Source organism: Rhizobium leguminosarum bv. viciae, assembly GCF_012276115.1.
Classification (GTDB): domain Bacteria; phylum Pseudomonadota; class Alphaproteobacteria; order Rhizobiales; family Rhizobiaceae; genus Rhizobium; species Rhizobium leguminosarum_T.
In genome coordinates this window covers 1-15846 of the sequence record NZ_WIEU01000013.1, presented here as the reverse complement: position 1 = coordinate 15846, position 15846 = coordinate 1, and the positions used below count along the sequence as shown (strand labels likewise).

Here is a 15846-nt window from a genome sequence, read left to right as displayed (position 1 = left end):
ATGGCGTTGTCTCATTCGCTGGCCCTGCCTCTTGCTCCGAGGTGGGCCATACGGGTGGGGAGAACGGCCGGACGGACGATTAACGTCGGAGAGCGTCACATGTCGGTCAAGCTCTGGACGGCGAATGCGATGCCAACCGCACGATTCACGGCCGCCGCAAGAACGGACATGTGGGTCTCACCGGCATAAAGCTCGAATCCGGTACGCAATCCGTCGGCAGTGCCGTTTAATCGCTCCGCCATCTCCCGCGCCAGGAGGACGGTCCGTTCCGTCTTCCTCTTCTCCAGACGCGCAGGGGCATCCTCGTTCCGGTACTGGAAGGGTGCCAGTTCATCGCCTTCGTATTCCCCGGCGGACAAATGCAGGAAGGGTGCATTCCCCGGTGCCTCTTGACGTTGCGCCTCATTCTTGAGGATTTCGCTGTTCTCCCAATAGATGGTTGGGCTGGCCGCAATCCAATTGGCAAACAGACCTGGGCGCTCGAACAGGGCATAGAGAGTAAAGAGGCCGCCGAAGGAATGTCCGAAAAGCGATCGGCGCATCGGATCCAGGATCACCATCTCTGCAATCCGCGGGATAAGCTCGTTCTCGATGAAATCCAGCAGTTTGCCGGTCCCTCCGATGACAACCGGCGGACCGCCCTCAACGAACGGCGGATAGGATTTGACCGGCGGAGGCCCCAGGTCCCACGACCGGCGGAGCGGATCATAGGGATCGTCGGAGGGGTAGCCGATCGCCGCGATCACTCCCCAACCGACATTCGTCCCCGTCGGATAAGGTGCCTGCGTGACCAAGCTGGCGACCGCGAAGGGGAAAGTGGCGTTACCGTCGGTCATGACGAGAAGCGGCCATCCTTTCGCCGGCGGTCTCTCCGCCGGAATGGAAAGGAATATGCGATAGGGCTCGCCGCCCGCAGCAGGAGCCAGATCAAAAAAACACGTTCCGGGCATCGAATAGACGCTGATAGGATTGGTCATGAGAAAGTTTTCTGATGGTTGGGAGGATCGGGTAAGGGAAATGATATCGGTGCTGTTCACCGGCAGGTTTCGAAGCTTTCCAAGGTCGGTGCAACTCTTTGCTGATATCCTGGCTTCCGCGAAAGCGCATCATGGCAGTCACGGTTCGAACGTTTACAGAGGCTGATCTAACCTTGTCCGGGCATGATTTGAAGACCAGGAATTATCGAGCCGCATTTCGATTCAACGGATGAATTCGCAGGGCCTTCAATTCAATCATTTCCGAAAACTGCTAAGCCGACGTCTGTTTCGTAACTTTCCTGAGTTTGCAACCCCGAGGCGGTAACGTGAACCACACGTCAGAGCCACCCACTTCTCAAGCGGCGCGGCCTTGTGGGGGAGAGATCCGGGCGCCTACGTCGCCGTGATCCCGTTAGAGGCTAGGATATGCGGACATCAATGATCATGGTATTCGAGAGCGTAGCCTGCGCCGTACACGGTGCGAATCCTCAGATTTCGGAGTCCTCCAACCGCTCGTCGCAGCCGGCCGATATGCACGTCGACCGTCCGGCTTTCTACTGTGTCCGGATCGGGCCAAACAGCCTCAATGAGTTGCTCGCGGGTACTGATCTGACCCTGCCTTTCTAATAGAAATCTAAGGATTCTCATCTCTATGGGCGCAAGCGCTATTCTCTTACCTGAAACCACGACGGTGCGCGGCCCGAAGACAATCTCGGTGGGGGCAGCAAAGTTCGGCAAAGTCGAAGCCTCAGACCGCGGACTTATACCATGGAGAAAGGCCAGAAGCTTTGAAGGCGACAAAGGACGCGTAATGCCTTCGTCGAGGCCCGCCCTGATTAACTGCAAGTGCTCTGCACGCATATCGCCGCCGATGAGTGCACCCACGGGAAGCCCTGAGCCCTTGAGGAGCGCGCATAGAGGCGCAACATCGCTCGGCCAGCCTGCACAATCCAAGACCACGGCAGACAGTTCTGCTGATGCACAGGCGTCCGCCACATCGTCGTCACTTGCTGCAAGACGAGCTTCAAAACCTTCACTACGCAGAATGTGCGCGAGGAGTAGATAAAGCTCCGCGTCCTGCGAGCAAATGAGAATGATCGGAGGCATGTCGATCGCCCTTTTGTCACTTGATAAGGCGGCAAGCCTTAACTCGGTGCGAACTCGCCGCCGTTGACATCTATGATGGCTCCATTGACGAACCCGGCATCCTCCGACACTAGGAAAGCGATCACGGCAGCGACATCCTCCGGCATACCGAGCCGACCGGCCGGAATACGAGCGAGCGCGTCGACGTTGATCTTGCTTTCGGGAGAGCCGGTCAGTGGCGTGAGGATGCGGCCTGGCGCGACAACATTCGATGTTATACCATAGGGACCATATTGCGAGACCAGCACGCGAGACAATCCCGACAGTGCGGCTTTGGACGCCGCATAGCTCGCGCCGGCGATCCGTGGTCTTGTCCGACCGGCAAGAGATCCAATCAATATTATTCGTCCAAAACCGCTTTTCTTCATGCCAGGCAGAACAGCGCGGCAACACAACATCGTCCCGGTCACGTTGACGGCCAGCACGTCGTTCCACTCCTCAAGAGTAAGGTCAGAGACGTTAAGAGGGCCGTCTGGACCTTTCGGCGAGATCCCGGCGTTGCAGACGAGAATCCCAGGTGCGCCCAAGTTATGGGCGACTTCGCCGAAGAAATGCTCGATTGCCGCTGGCTCGCGCAGATCTACCTGCCTCGCAAACCAGCGCTCTGGTCCGAAAGCCTCAGCAAGCGCGGCGCCTGCGGCCATGACGCTTGCCTCGCCATGGCTGAACACGGCAACCCGATGACCGGCCTTGAGCAGACGAAATGCGGTGGCAAGACCGATCCCAGTGGTGCCACCGCTGATAACCGCTACATGTGGGCCGCGGTCAGCGCTCATGCCGCGTGATCCATTGCAGCAAACAGCGACAGCGGTGGATGGGCGCCCGCCTCTGTCATGACCTCAATCAGCAAGGGACTTTCTCCAGAGAGACCGCGCTCAAGGTATCGAGGAAGATCGGCGGGATTTGAGATGCGGACTGCAGGGCAACCGCAAGCTTCCGCAATCTTCCGATGATCGACATCCGCAAAGCTGCAGGCCGTCGTGAAGCTGCCGAACTTGACAGTTTCGGCATCACGTTGGAATCCAAGGATCCCGTTGTTCAACACGATGATCAGTACGGGAAGCTTGCTCCGCACCATGGTTTCCAGCTCCGCCCAGCTGTGCGCGAAACCGCCGTCCCCTACGATGGCAACGACTGGTTTGTCCGGTTTTGCCGCTTTTGCGCCGAGCGCAAGTGGCAAGCCCCATCCGAGGCCAGCAAGGCCCCGCGGAGACAGGAAGCGCATACCGGGGGAAAGGGCCCGCAACTGGCCGGCTATCCACATCGACGAATAGCTGGCATCTGAAACAACGGTCGTATCTGCCGTCAGCACTTGCTGAAGGTCGCACATGACCCGTTCGGGACGGATCGGACTCTTGTCCGAACGGGCGACAGATTGCCGCTCCGTGTCAAATGCGCGCCAGAAACCAGCAATCCGAGCCGTCAGCTTACTGCGCTGCGACGAGCGGTACGAGAGATCGCGTCGGGCAAGCACGCTTCGAAGCGCGCTGATGGTTTCGGCCGCATCGCCTGCCAGTCTGACCGCTTCGTAGTTGCGCCCGATTTCGGTGGGATCGACATCGATGTGGATGACTGATGCGGACCGGGGGACTTGGCGCCAACTGTCAGTGCCATTCTGATTGGTTCGTGTTCCGACCAGAATGACGAGATCAGCCTCTTCGACAAGGGCAAGCGTGTGCCGTCCGAGCGATCGCGGACCGACGAGAGCGCCGAGAACGCCGGCTGACAGCGGGTGGTATTCGTCGACCGCGCCTTTTCCCATATTGGTCGTTAGCACGGGAAGCGACGCTTCGTCCTGTAGCCCTGAAAGCTCGCCCGCGGCATGGCTTGCATGGACGCCTCCTCCAGCGAGCACGATGGGTGCCTGGGCTGCCGCGATCATCGAGGCTGCGCGCTCGATGTCGCTATCGCGCGGACGCAACCGATCGAGTGGCCAGTGGCCAAGCACAGCCTCCCGACGAAAGAGCGAAGGGGCTATCTGCTCCCGCAGGAGGTCGGCGGGGAGCAGCAGAGCTGCCGGTCCCGGCCGGCCCGAGGCGGCTGCCGTGAAGGCTGCATCGACATAGTCGTCGATCCGCTCAGCAACCAGCACCTTGCGCACCCATTTCGTGCAGGATTGGAATAGGATGAGATGATCGAGTTCCTGGAATGCATTGCGATCAGCCTGATCTCGTTCGACATCCTGGACGAGAGCAACGAGCGGAACGCTAGCCTTCAGCGCTTCGGCCAGCGGCGGAACGAGAAGCGTTGCGGCAGGTCCGTTCTGCGCTGCTACCACACCGACCTTGCCGGACAGCCGTGCATAGCCATCGGCCATGGTCCCTCCCATGTTTTCCTGTCGGTAGGCGACTTGACGGATGCCGATTGCTTCGGCCGCAAGGATAACCGCCGAAGGTAGACTCTGAGCAAAGATATGCGTAACGTCGTGCCTCTTCAGGGAAAGAGCGATACGCTCGGCGACGGTTGTATGATCAGTTGCCATGGTCACATGCCTGCTTCGGTTGGAGTTGCTTCGAGAATTGAAAGGAAATCTGCGAAGGCTGATGTGATCGCGTCACCATCTGCTGTCGTCATTGCTGTCGAAAGGCACGCGGCAGCACCGTTGGGAAGCAGGATGCCGCAATTGAGGAAATGTCTGGAGAGACGCCCCATCAACTCGGCCTCTTCCGGCGCGAGATACGCTTCGCGGAAGTCCGTTGGCTGCTTTCCTTTCGGATGGATGCGAAACAAGGATGCCGCCCCCGTTACGCTGAAGGCTGCGCCGTGACGCTCGATTTCATTTCGAAGGCCGGCCCGGATGCGATCGCCAAGGCTCTCGAGTGAGCCGAAAGCGGCTTCCGTCATCGCCTCTATGGCGACCCGGCCTGCGACCATCGATACGGGATTTGCGGAAAATGTACCGCCTTGCGGCAGCAGCGGTTTACCGCTGTCGCTTGCGAAGACCCGCATCACCTCCTTGCGCCCACCGATCGCCCCGATAGGAAAACCTCCACCGATTATCTTGCCGGCGGCAATTAGATCGGGCTGGAGACCATAGCGCGCTGAAGCACCCAAATATGACTGCCGCAGATTAAGAACTTCATCGGCCACAATGAGAATCCCGTACTGCTTTGCGATCGCGCCGACCGCGGCAACGAAGCTCGGCTCAGGAGCGATCAACCCGGCGCGGCTCGGCATCGGATCAATCAGGATACAGGCTAGTGCGGGAGCAGACGAAGCGATCCGACGCTCCAGATCGGCGACGTCATTGAAGCGGATAACGGTCACCTCCTCCCCAACAGAAGCCGGCATACCGCGATAGGCGGGGACGGCTGACGACCGCAGAGGGTCGTTCCATATAGCCGGCGACACCGCCTGCCCTGTTTCCGCCCAATCGTAAGCGCCGTGATAGGCGCCTTCGATGCGTGCGATACCCGGCCGACCGGTGAAGGCGCGGGCGGCCTTGATCGCAAACATCACAGCCTCGGTCCCGCTGTTGACGAAGCGAATATGTTCGATCGCTGGAATGCGCTCGATCAAAAGCTCGGCCAGGGTAATCTCATGCTCAGTCGGGTTGGAGAAACAGGTTCCACGATGAAGCAAATCTGCAACCGCATCGGCTACTGGAAGAAAGCCGTGTCCGTGTATTAGCGTCGTGAAATTGTTATTCAGGTCAAGGAGGCGATTGCCGTCGACGTCGATGACGTGGGCCCCCTCTCCGCGCGAAATGTAAAGCGGGCTGGGCTCGTGATCCACCGTGACCCGCGTGATCCCGGTCGGAAATACGCGGCGACCCTTTATGAAGAAATGTTCGGACCGCGACCGGGAAATTCCCCGGCCGCCGCGCAATAAATCAGGGTGAAACATTCGATCTTCTCCGGCCAACGCGGGTCGCGGCGCAACCCTTCATACTTTTGTTATAACAAAAATCATGAACCAGAAGAAGTTGCAACAAAAAAATCCGGCCGCGATGTTATTGCCGCTTGAGACGCTCCTGCGCTGCTTTCTTCAGGCGCCGATAGCCGTCTCGAATATCGTTTTCCATTGCAGCTCGGACCGCAGAGGGATCTTTATCCACCAGCCCCTCAATCGCGGCCAGGTGGTTGTGGACACCGTATTTTGCTTCCGCAAACTCTGGATAGAGGTCGTGGAACGAAGCGCCGACCCTTAACCACAGCGCTTCGATGGTCGAAAGGAGGTGTGGCATCTCGCACAACCGATAGATCGTAAAGTGGAACTCCTTATTATCGTGAAGCGCGTCGGAGTACCGCTTTTCGTCGAGCGACAATGTGATTTTCTCCTGCAGCGCCAATAGCTTGTCGACTACATTATTCGTGGCGCGAAGAGCGCCCTTTTCCGTCGCCAAGCCTTCAAGCGCAAGCCGCATCTGCGTGACTTCGTAGAGCGCTGTAAGATCGAGATGCGGGACGATGACGGTTTTAGGGCCTACCATGACAAGCGCGCCTTCGAAGACCAGCCGGTTGATCGCCTCGCGTGCCGGCGTGGCACCGACGTTCAGCATTTCGGCAACCGAACGGATCGGCAACTTATGGCCCGGCTTGTAAGCACCCCGCGTGAGTTGCTCCTTAATGCATGAATAAGCGAAGTCGCTGAGGCGCCCAGACTGCAAATCCGATCCCGACGATTCCTCTTTAGTTGTACTTTCGTTCAAAATTGACCCCCACGCGTTGACATCTTCACATTTTTGTTGCAACAAAAATGAATTAGGCGAAAAATGAAACCGTAATGTGACAGCATAACGGTAACGCGAATATTAGCAACGCCTTGGCCGGGGAGGCCATGTCCGAACAGCTGCCGGTCTTGCCGGCATAGCACCTGGTGCCGCACGAGCGGAGCCGGGAGGTTTCAATGCGTGTCAAAGCACGCAAGTGAGGAGATATCATTTTGATTGGTGCGCCTGTTTTCATCGATCGCATAGGCAAGGCCTACGGGACCCAGACTGCCGTTGGTGGAGTGACCCTGGATATTGCGGCAGGCGAATTCCTGTCGATCCTCGGTCCGTCCGGATCGGGCAAGACGACGCTTCTGACAATGATCGCCGGTTTCGAAAGCCCATCTGCCGGACGCATCATTATTGGCGGGCGCGATGTCACAGCCGTATCGCCCGATCGCCGCAACATAGGGATGGTCTTCCAGCGTTATGCTTTGTTCCCGCATCTGACCGTTGCCGAAAACATTGCTTTTCCCCTTAAGATGCGTGGCGTCCGAAAGGACCTCAGGGCAGAACGCGTTGGTCGGGCGCTCGACCTCGTCCAACTCCCGCAATATGCCAAGCGCTATCCCCATGAACTCTCCGGCGGCCAGCAGCAGCGGGTGGCTGTCGCGCGAGCAATCGTGTTTGAACCGCCTGTTCTCTTGATGGACGAGCCACTCGGGGCGCTGGACAAGAAGCTGCGCGAGTCCATGCAGATCGAGATTAAGCAGCTGCAGCGGCGCCTCGGTGCGACGGTCATCTACGTGACGCACGATCAGGAGGAGGCGTTGACGATGTCCGACCGGATCGCAGTTATGGCAAAGGGGCAACTCGCGCAGCTCGGAACCCCGGCGGACCTTTACTGTAATCCGCAGAGTGCCTTTGTTGCCGATTTCATCGGCAAGATGAACTTCCTGACTGGAGAATTCCTGGGCGAGGCCGCTGGCCGCCATACGATCAGACTGGGTGACAACGTGGTCATTGATACGCCCGGTGCTCCCCATGGCTTCGAGGGTTCGGCAAGGATAGGCGATCGCGTTCGGCTCGCGCTACGGCCTGAGCGCCTTGGCCTTGCAGCGCGTGGCGCTGGGGGAAAGAACGCCCTCCCCGGCCGGATCGAAACGTCGGTCTTTGCGGGCTCCTTCGACCTTCATCTCGTTCGCTCCGATTTTGGAAACGGAGAGATCATTCAGGTCCAGATTCCTGCTGATGGAAAGCGGGTGCCCTTTGCAATGGGGGCACTCGTGGATGTCATCGCCGAACGCGACGGCCTACGGCTTTTTTCGGTCGCGGAGGCATGAAATGACAATGACCGTCAACAATTTACCCCTTGCGCCAACCCCTCCAGCAAGCTGGCTTTTCTCACACTCGGCGCGCCAGTATTCGCACGCACTGACGTTCCTACTTATTGCGCCGTTGATGCTCTTACTGGCTGTCGGCTTCATCTATCCAATCGGGCGGCTCGTCTCTTTGAGCCTAATGGCGCCGGGATTCACGCTGGAGCATTACGAGCGGATCGTCGCCGAGCCTCTCTACATGGAAGTCCTACTTCGCACGTTGCAGACGGGTGCAATCGTCACAGCGGCGAGCCTGCTGCTTGGATATCCGGTTGCCTTTCTCATGGCCCGCGCCAAAGGCAAGACTGCAATGATCGTATCGGCGGCGGTGTTCGTGCCATTATGGACCTCAGTGCTGGTGCGTTCCTACGCCTGGATCGTGCTGCTGCAGCGAAACGGCATCGTTAACAGCCTGTTGATCGAGAGCGGCCTCATTAGCAGTCCGTTGAAGCTTATTTATACCGAAGGCGCGGTCATCCTTGCGATGACGCATGTCCTCATGCCTTTCATGATCCTGCCGATTTACAACGCTCTTCGCACTATTCCTGCCGAGTACGCCCAAGCCGCCCGCAATCTCGGCGCCGGCCCGATTGGCGCGTTCCGGCGCGTGACCTTGCCGCTCAGCTTGCCTGGAATCTTTGCCGGGTGCGTCATGTGCTTCATCCTGGCGATCGGTTTTTATATCACGCCGGCACTCGTCGGCGGGCCTGGAGCATTGATGATGGCAACGCTGATCGGCCAGCAAACCACCGTTCTGCTTGACTGGCCGTTTGCCGCAGCGCTCGCGACCGTCCTTCTGACTACGACTCTGGTCTTTGTCCTTGTGTTCCGCAAGGCGCTTTCCGTTAGCAAAGGAATGAACAGTGTCAACTGAACCCGCAGCCATCGCCCCATTCGCCGCCCCTCGCGTCAACAGCACCCATCGACCTTACGGCAAAGCGGCATTGCGGCTCCTTGGGGGTTTCCTGATCGGAGCAATCCTGTTCTTTTTGGTCCTGCCGACGTTGCTCGTCATCCCGATTTCACTGAACGACAGCAGCTATATCGAGCTCCCGCCGAAGGGCCTGACGCTTCGCTGGTATATCGACTTTCTATCCGATCCGGACTGGCGCGCAGCAACGATCTTCAGTCTGCAGATTGCGCTGGCGACGACGGTCGCTTCGACGGCTATCGGGACACTGGCCGCCATCGGGCTCGTTCGCGGCAATCTGCCGGGAAAGACCCTTCTGCAGGCATTGTCGCTGGGGCCAATGATCGTTCCCCATGTCGTCTTTGGCGTTGCCCTTTATCTGGTTTTTTCACCGCTCAGCCTGACCGGCAACTTCCTTGGCTTCCTGATCGCCCACACCGTGCTTGCGGTTCCCTACGTGATCATCACCGTATCGGCGGCACTCGAGCGCTTCGACACCTCACTCGAGCTTGCCGCACTGAATTGCGGAGCAAGCCGGAGCCGTGCCTTTTTCAGCATTGTGCTTCCCAACATCGCGCCGGCGGTGGCTGCGGCTTCGGTCTTTGCGTTTCTAGCGTCGTTCGATGAGGCAACAGTCGCTTTCTTCATTTCCGATACCGGCGGAAAAACGATCAGCCGCAAGATGTTCGAGGACATCGATTTCAATCTCACGCCAGTCATAGCGGCGGTTTCGACGCTGCTCGTCGCGGTATCGCTACTGCTCATGGGGACCATTCATCTCCTTACCGGCCGCGGGGAGGATTAATGTGATCATATCAATCGGAGAGAGGAACACCCGATGAAAAATCGAACGAAGATCAAGCCGTTGCTTGCGGCTTGCCTCATGCTTGCTGCTGCGGGGGCGGCGCAAGCCGAGGAGCAGGTCATCATTGCGACCACAGGCGGCGCCTACGATGCCGCGCTTCGAAAATTCTGGTTCGATCCGTTCACCGAAAAGACCGGCATCAAGGTTGTTTCGGTCGCGGCGACAAATGCCGAGATGCGGGCGAAAGCTGCGGCCATGGTCAAGACCGGCAACGTGACCTGGGACCTTTACCCGGACGGCGAGATTCAGGCGAGCGCTGAAGCGCATCGGCTGACATCTGAAGACTTGACTGAATTCTGCAAGCCTTTCCAGGACCGCTCAGACCTAGTCAAGGATGCTTGCGTCGGCGCCGGGGCGAGACTTTTTTCGACCGCAACGCTCATGGCCTACGACCCGACCGGATTCAAGAGCGGAAATCCGTTGAGTTGGGCCGATATGTGGGACGAGACAAAATTTCCCGGCGGTCGCTCGTTTCCAAATTTCGATGATCCGTGGCGGGTCATGGCTGCAGCGCTCCTCGCTGACGGCGTTGCGCGCGACAAGCTTTTTCCGCTCGACGTCGACCGTGCACTCAACAAGCTCGACGAGATTCGCCCGGCGATATCGCTGTGGTGGAAGACCGGCGACCAGAGCGTTCAGGGCTTTCGAAACGGCGATTACAGCATTGGGCAGATTTGGCTGACGCGCGCAAATACACTGAAGGCGGAAGGACGTCAGATCGCCTGGTCCAAGCAGGCCTCGTTCCTCGTCGGCGACCGATTGACGATTATCAAGGATGCGCCGAATCGCGCGAACGCCTTGAAGTTGATCGCCTACTGGCTTGATCATCCGGAGGCGCAGGCCAGGGTGTGCGAGGAACTCCTTTGCACGCCACCGAGCCGGAAGGCGATCGACTTGATGTCTCCGGCTGCACGCGCGGCACTTCCCAGCGACAACGATATCCGGGATTACATCGTCATCCCGGACGCCAAATGGATCAACGACAACGCCTCGATGATGCTCGAGCGTTGGAATGCCTGGATCCGATGACGATCCGCCCCGGGCGGCGTTGCCGCCCGGAGGTGCGGAGACGGACTTATCGCTTGAGAGCACGGTTGATGGCAACTGCGAGGTCGCGCACTTCGGCAGCCGTGTGGCCGGCAGTCGGACATATTCGCAGCCCTGCCCTTCCCTTGGCCACGGTCGGGAAGAAAATGGCTGATGTATAGTAACCGGTATCAAGCACCAGTCTCGCAGCGCCGATTGCGGCAAGCTCGTCACCGATCACGATGGTTCTGATCGGCAGTCGGGATCCCGCCTGTGCGGTCGGCACTAGTTCGTCGAAGAGAGAGATATGTTCTGCAAGCACCCTTTGCCGCACGCCCAGTTCCGGTGTGCGATGGATCGCCTGAGAGGCGAGAGCTGCACCGATCGCCGCAACATTGATCGAAGCCGAAAAGGCATGCGCGAGAGCAAACCGGCGAAAGATTTCTTCCTGGAACGCCGTTGCGAGCATCAGCATGCCGCCTGAGGCTCCAAAGCCTTTCCCGAGTGACGCTGCGATGATCGTCCGTTCCCCCAGACCGTCCGGCATTTGTGAACGGGCAAACCCCTCGCCTCTTTCGCCGAAGATCGATATGCCGTGAGCATCATCGATGTAAAGGAAGAGGCCGTATCGCTCCTGAAGATCCCGCAACTCCTTGATCGGGGTACAGCCGCCCATGGAATACACACCGTCGCAAACATAGGTGACCGTATTGTTCTGGCGGCAAATTTCTTCGAGCGCCTGAAGATCGTTGTGGCCTATGGTTCGGACCTCACATTCTTCGGCAACGACGGGCTTGTTGAAGGCGAGCGTTGCATGCGCGAGGCGGTCGAATACCATGACTGGTTTTTTGCCGCCGGTCAGAACTCCGGAGGCAATCAGCGGAAGCGCGCTTAAGTTGGCGGCAAGCACTGTCGTGTAGGTGATAACCCTCGCGCCGAAGAGATCAGAAAGAGCATCCTCGAGGTCTCCGAGGACTGCAAAATTGAGCCGCGTACGGGCGCAGGACCAATGCAGTGTTCCGTAGCGCCGAACCGTCTCGATTGCGCCTTCGATGATTGAGGGGTGATTGTCGAGGCCGAGATACGAGCAGCGGACGAAGTCGATGACGCGCTCCGATCTGCCCTCTGAAACAGGCAGTTCCACCGCTCGCCCATCGGACGGATGGACATAGAGTGCCATCAGGCCGTCGAGATGAGCTGCGGTGAAATGGAGACCGGCTTGGCGGATCAGGCCGGCAGTGTTTCTGTGGGATGTTTTCGACGATCCGGCGCCCGAAGCTGTCCGTTGCATGTTGTGCTCCCAAATGTTCCAGGGAGTTCACGCTATGCGCGAGATCATTGTTTATGCAACAAAGGCGACAGCAAATTTTTGGGACGTTTTAGTGAAGATGTGAACGTGGCGAAGTTCATCTACTTCAGGAGATGTCAAATGCGTATCCTTCTTTCGGCACGGTGCGGATCACATCGCGGCCGAGGACCCGCCTCAATGCGCGCCGGAGGCGGCCGATATGAACATCGACCGTTCGCGGCTCGACGAATACCGTCTGTGGCCAGGCAACGGCTATCAGTTCCGCACGGCTGAGAACACGCCCCGCGTCACCCATAAGGGCCTTCAATAGACGAAACTCGATCGGGCTCAGATTGACCGGCGTGCCTCGAACCAGAACACGCCGGCTGTTGACGTCAAGTTTCACATCGTCAAGTATCGGAGTAAGGCGGCCAGCCGTTTCGCCAGAGGAATTGCCCATTGCACCGTGAAGGTAAGACAGAAGCCGTTCCGGCGGCATTGGCCTTGTAAAGCTCTCATCTACGTTGGCTTTCAGAATGTCGAGATAGGCAGCCTTTTCGGCAACGAGCGCTATCAGCGTGACGTCGCTGGCAAGTCCCCTTTCCTTCAGGCCCGACGCGATATCAGCCAGAATTTGTGAACCCGGCTGGCAGTCGACGATGATGGCTGCAGCGTCACGCTCCTCGGCAGTCGCCACGGCCTCGCTCGGAATATCGACAAGCATCGTCCTGTATCCGGCTCCCTTCAAGATGTATGACAGCATCAAATAATAGTCAGCGTCTTGGGATACGATCGCCAGTAGTTCGCTCATCGCCTCGCCCCGCCAGTTGCTGACCTTACCGCGACTGCTTTTGATACGACAAAACTTTCAGAGAACTGCCTCATGTTGATTGGAACCTCACGCCATGGCTGGTAAAATATGCGCAACAGAATCGCAAAAGCGCTATCACGAAGGGTATTTTTATAGCTTGCCTTTCTTTTTTGTTACAACATAATGTTGAGAGCGCGAAAGATTCTCGCGCCGAAGCGCATATTTGCCCGGGACGACACGTGATCGTGGCCCACTCGGTGGGATCGACGTCCGGCATAATTTGATGGCCTGTTCCCGGACGGTAACGGGGCTTTTAATGCGCGAAATGTTCAAAAGGTTCTCAGCCGGCAGCGCTGCGGCGACACCGGATTTTTGGAGTGATGCAGATGTTGGAGACATAAGTACTGCTGCCCGATCGCTTTACGGACAACATGCGAAAACAGCGGCTGCATGGTGCGCACTATGTGCGCGCTACGATGGTCGCTCAGGTGATTTCACCTTTTGGGTACGCGTTTTCAAACTTCTGGGCGCTGATGAGAGCGAGGAAGCTTGGAAATGAACGTGACCGCTATGGATATTTCGTGCTGGATAACCTGCAGAAGTTCGTCGAGCAGCAGATCGCCGGGCGAGGCTATGATACGAGCAGGAAATACGTCCGCGAGTTGATCCGTCACGACAAAGATCGGCAGCACTTGCGTGAGATCCTGCTTGAAGGTGCTTCATCCGAGACGACCGAGCCGGTTGATGCCGCCTATTTCGATCGCCTGCGAGCCCGTGCCTCGCGGCAACGCTCCAGGTGACCGCAAAGTCTATCGTTCGATGGACTTCAAATTTCCCGGCCGCGGTTGGCGGTGCGCTGGCGCCGTTCCGAGATAATCCTGTCGCTGCTTTCCATACGAACGGCCTGATGCAAGACTTTCAATCTCTCCTGCAGCGCCTCGAACGCACGGCGCTGCGGTGGCGGGATGCGGTTGATGATATCCTTCTCATCTCGGAGGATGGCACTACGACCGAAGCGCTCGTCGAGCGCCCTGCTGACAGCGGCATATTCCTGGCGAATATTTGGATCGAGAAAAACGGCCGATGCGTTCAGCTTGCGAGCGTTGTTCTTCGACTCGGCAGTTAGCCGCATGAGTACCTCTTCCGCCGCCTTCGACAGGCCGGGAATGGCGACTGCCATGCGCCGCCGCTCCTCGGCAATGGCCTGGCGTTCGATATCGAGCACATTGACGTAGGCCGAACCGAGCGCGCGCAGGCGGGCGGTGGCTTCAGGCATGGCCTGCACCGCCTCTTTCCGCTCCCGGCCGGAAGCCAGCATCCGGTCCATCAGGCGATCGGAGCCGCGTAGCGCACCATAGGCGGCCGGATCGTTGGTCACGGCAGCCGCGATGCGATCAGCAGCAAAACCTTTGGCAAGCAGCTCCTCGATCTTGTCGACGGCGCCGGCCGGATCGCGCCAGATCGTGCTTGCCGCGGTCGCCAGCGCGGCGCGCTGCTGGCGATAAAGGGGCGCGGAAAGAACTCGGGATCGCGCCTCCTCGTCGACCGGCGTCTTGAAGTCGGTGACGGCGGCGAGCATTGGGACATTCTCCTTCTCGGGATCGGCACTGGCGCCAGCGACGATCTTCGAGCGATCCCGCCGCTCGACGAGATGCTGCTCGTCGGCAAAACGCTTCACGGCTTCAAACAGCCGGGTCAACTTCTCGCGTCTGGTGCTCGCGAGGTCCTCCGGCATACGCTCGATCATGTTGCGTTCGGCAGCCGTATCGGCCTTCGAGGTAAAGGCGCTCCAACCGAAGCGGGCGCTCAGCGCCTCGCTGACGGCCTTGACTTCCTGCACGACGGCGCGGTCTTCTGTGGCGAGCGCAAAGGCGGTCTTGTAGGCGTCGTCACCACCCCTTTCTCGTACTGCTTCGATCTCGACGAGACGCTTCATCGCCTTTCTGGAGAGTGCCGGGATCGGCAGGGACATATGAGCGCGGCGTTGTTGCTCACGGAGATCGAAGCGTTCGGCATTCCGGCGGAACTCCGTCGCATGGGCACGGGCGAGCGGCAGCAGTTCCGTCAAGGCGGTGATCGCGGCATTTCGTTCGTCGCGTGCCGCACGACCATCGACGATCAGATCGGAACCACGCAAGCGTCCGAGCCGAACCGGCGCAACAACAAAATCGTCGGCAAGCACGCGGGGTTCAATCTTCAAATCCGACGCCAGGGCGTTCAGGGCGACAAGTGCTGCATCCGGATCACTATAGATCGTCTCAAGCAGCGGCCGCAGAACTGCTTCCCGCTCCTTCCAGGCCGGCGACGAAAGCTGTGCCAGACGCGCATCTTCCTCCGCGCTTCTGGCGAATTCCGTGGTGGGTGCGATCAGATACCGCACACGGCCAGTGTCGGCATCCGAGACAGTTTGCGTTTCAATTCGCGCCTCATTGTAGGAAACACGCCGCTCCCGCTCGATCGCAAAACCGAGCGCCATGCTGGCCCGCTCCCAGAGCTCAGCCACCTGCTCCCTCTTTTCCGCAATCCACGCCCACCGCCGCGAAACCTCCTCTTCCATGCCGGCCGCAGCTTGAGAAAGAGTGTCGAGCCCGCGACGCCGGGCGAAGTCGTCGGCATGGGCCTGGTAGCCGGCCTCGCTCTCAAAATCGAGCGTGGTCGTCTTGGCACCGGAGCGCGACAGACGTTCGACGAGCTGCTTGAACAATTCCGGCCGATGGCTTTCCCGCTCGATGCGCTCCAGGCGGGCTTCGGCGGTTTCGATCTGCTTGGCAGTCCAGACATTGCGATCGACTT

General features: G+C 58.8%; 14 protein-coding genes. 5 read left to right on the top strand and 9 right to left on the bottom strand.

Translation table 11 applies throughout. From position 1 onward, the window contains the following. Window positions 1-95: 95 nt before the first annotated feature. From GFM02_RS21595 to GFM02_RS21570, 6 genes are all read right to left on the bottom strand, one after another. Entirely contained in the window at window positions 96-977 is an 882-nt protein-coding gene (locus GFM02_RS21595; RefSeq protein ID WP_168322733.1) for an alpha/beta hydrolase, read from the bottom strand. A 435-nt stretch (window positions 978-1412) separates the two neighbouring features. Then, the gene (locus tag GFM02_RS21590) at window positions 1413-2084 is read right to left on the bottom strand and encodes a winged helix-turn-helix transcriptional regulator (protein WP_168322732.1); all 672 of its coding nucleotides are present in this window, start codon (window positions 2082-2084) and stop codon (window positions 1413-1415) included. Between the two features lie 38 nt (window positions 2085-2122). After that, window positions 2123-2899 carry a 3-oxoacyl-ACP reductase FabG gene (gene fabG / locus GFM02_RS21585; RefSeq protein WP_168322731.1) on the bottom strand — a complete coding sequence of 259 codons (777 nt, stop codon included), beginning with the start codon at window positions 2897-2899 and terminating at the stop codon, window positions 2123-2125. Further along, window positions 2896-4605, bottom strand: a complete 1710-nt coding sequence (locus tag GFM02_RS21580; RefSeq protein WP_168322730.1) for an acetolactate synthase catalytic subunit — start codon at window positions 4603-4605, stop codon at window positions 2896-2898. The genes fabG and GFM02_RS21580 overlap by 4 nt, the downstream gene beginning before the upstream one ends. 2 nt (window positions 4606-4607) lie before the next feature. After that, the gene (locus tag GFM02_RS21575; RefSeq protein ID WP_168322729.1) at window positions 4608-5969 is read right to left on the bottom strand and encodes an aspartate aminotransferase family protein; all 1362 of its coding nucleotides are present in this window, start codon (window positions 5967-5969) and stop codon (window positions 4608-4610) included. A gap of 106 nt (window positions 5970-6075) precedes the next feature. Beyond that, window positions 6076-6774: a GntR family transcriptional regulator gene (locus GFM02_RS21570; protein ID WP_168322728.1), complete on the bottom strand. Its 699-nt coding sequence runs from the start codon at window positions 6772-6774 to the stop codon at window positions 6076-6078. 233 nt (window positions 6775-7007) lie between these two features. Here GFM02_RS21570 and GFM02_RS21565 point away from each other — a divergent pair, with 233 nt between their 5' ends. The 4 genes from GFM02_RS21565 to GFM02_RS21550 all read left to right on the top strand — a co-directional run bounded on the left by GFM02_RS21565 (window position 7008) and on the right by GFM02_RS21550 (window position 10957). Next, window positions 7008-8117: an ABC transporter ATP-binding protein gene (locus GFM02_RS21565; protein WP_168322727.1), complete on the top strand. Its 1110-nt coding sequence runs from the start codon at window positions 7008-7010 to the stop codon at window positions 8115-8117. 1 nt (window position 8118) lies between these two features. Further along, on the top strand, window positions 8119-9027 hold the full coding sequence (locus GFM02_RS21560; protein WP_168322726.1) for an ABC transporter permease: 909 nt from the start codon (window positions 8119-8121) through the stop codon (window positions 9025-9027). A 70-nt stretch (window positions 9028-9097) separates the two neighbouring features. Beyond that, complete coding sequence (locus GFM02_RS21555) at window positions 9098-9868, top strand: ABC transporter permease (RefSeq protein ID WP_130689845.1); 771 nt, start codon at window positions 9098-9100, stop codon at window positions 9866-9868. A gap of 33 nt (window positions 9869-9901) precedes the next feature. Next, window positions 9902-10957, top strand: a complete 1056-nt coding sequence (locus GFM02_RS21550) for an extracellular solute-binding protein (RefSeq protein ID WP_168322725.1) — start codon at window positions 9902-9904, stop codon at window positions 10955-10957. A gap of 46 nt (window positions 10958-11003) precedes the next feature. On the opposite strand, the gene GFM02_RS21545 is transcribed toward GFM02_RS21550, so the two are convergent. Together GFM02_RS21545 and GFM02_RS21540 are read right to left on the bottom strand one after the other, a co-directional pair. Further along, entirely contained in the window at window positions 11004-12245 is a 1242-nt protein-coding gene (locus tag GFM02_RS21545) for an aminotransferase class I/II-fold pyridoxal phosphate-dependent enzyme (protein WP_168322724.1), read from the bottom strand. A 124-nt stretch (window positions 12246-12369) separates the two neighbouring features. Beyond that, window positions 12370-13053, bottom strand: a complete 684-nt coding sequence (locus tag GFM02_RS21540; protein ID WP_168322723.1) for a response regulator transcription factor — start codon at window positions 13051-13053, stop codon at window positions 12370-12372. A gap of 431 nt (window positions 13054-13484) precedes the next feature. Between GFM02_RS21540 and GFM02_RS21535 the strand changes: the two genes are divergently transcribed. Beyond that, the gene (locus tag GFM02_RS21535) at window positions 13485-13853 is read left to right on the top strand and encodes a ribbon-helix-helix domain-containing protein (protein WP_432444453.1); all 369 of its coding nucleotides are present in this window, start codon (window positions 13485-13487) and stop codon (window positions 13851-13853) included. A gap of 26 nt (window positions 13854-13879) precedes the next feature. Here GFM02_RS21535 and GFM02_RS21530 read toward each other — a convergent pair. Further along, window positions 13880-15846, bottom strand: a 1967-nt coding sequence (locus GFM02_RS21530; protein ID WP_168322722.1) for a BID domain-containing protein, incomplete at its 5' end; no start/stop codon positions are given.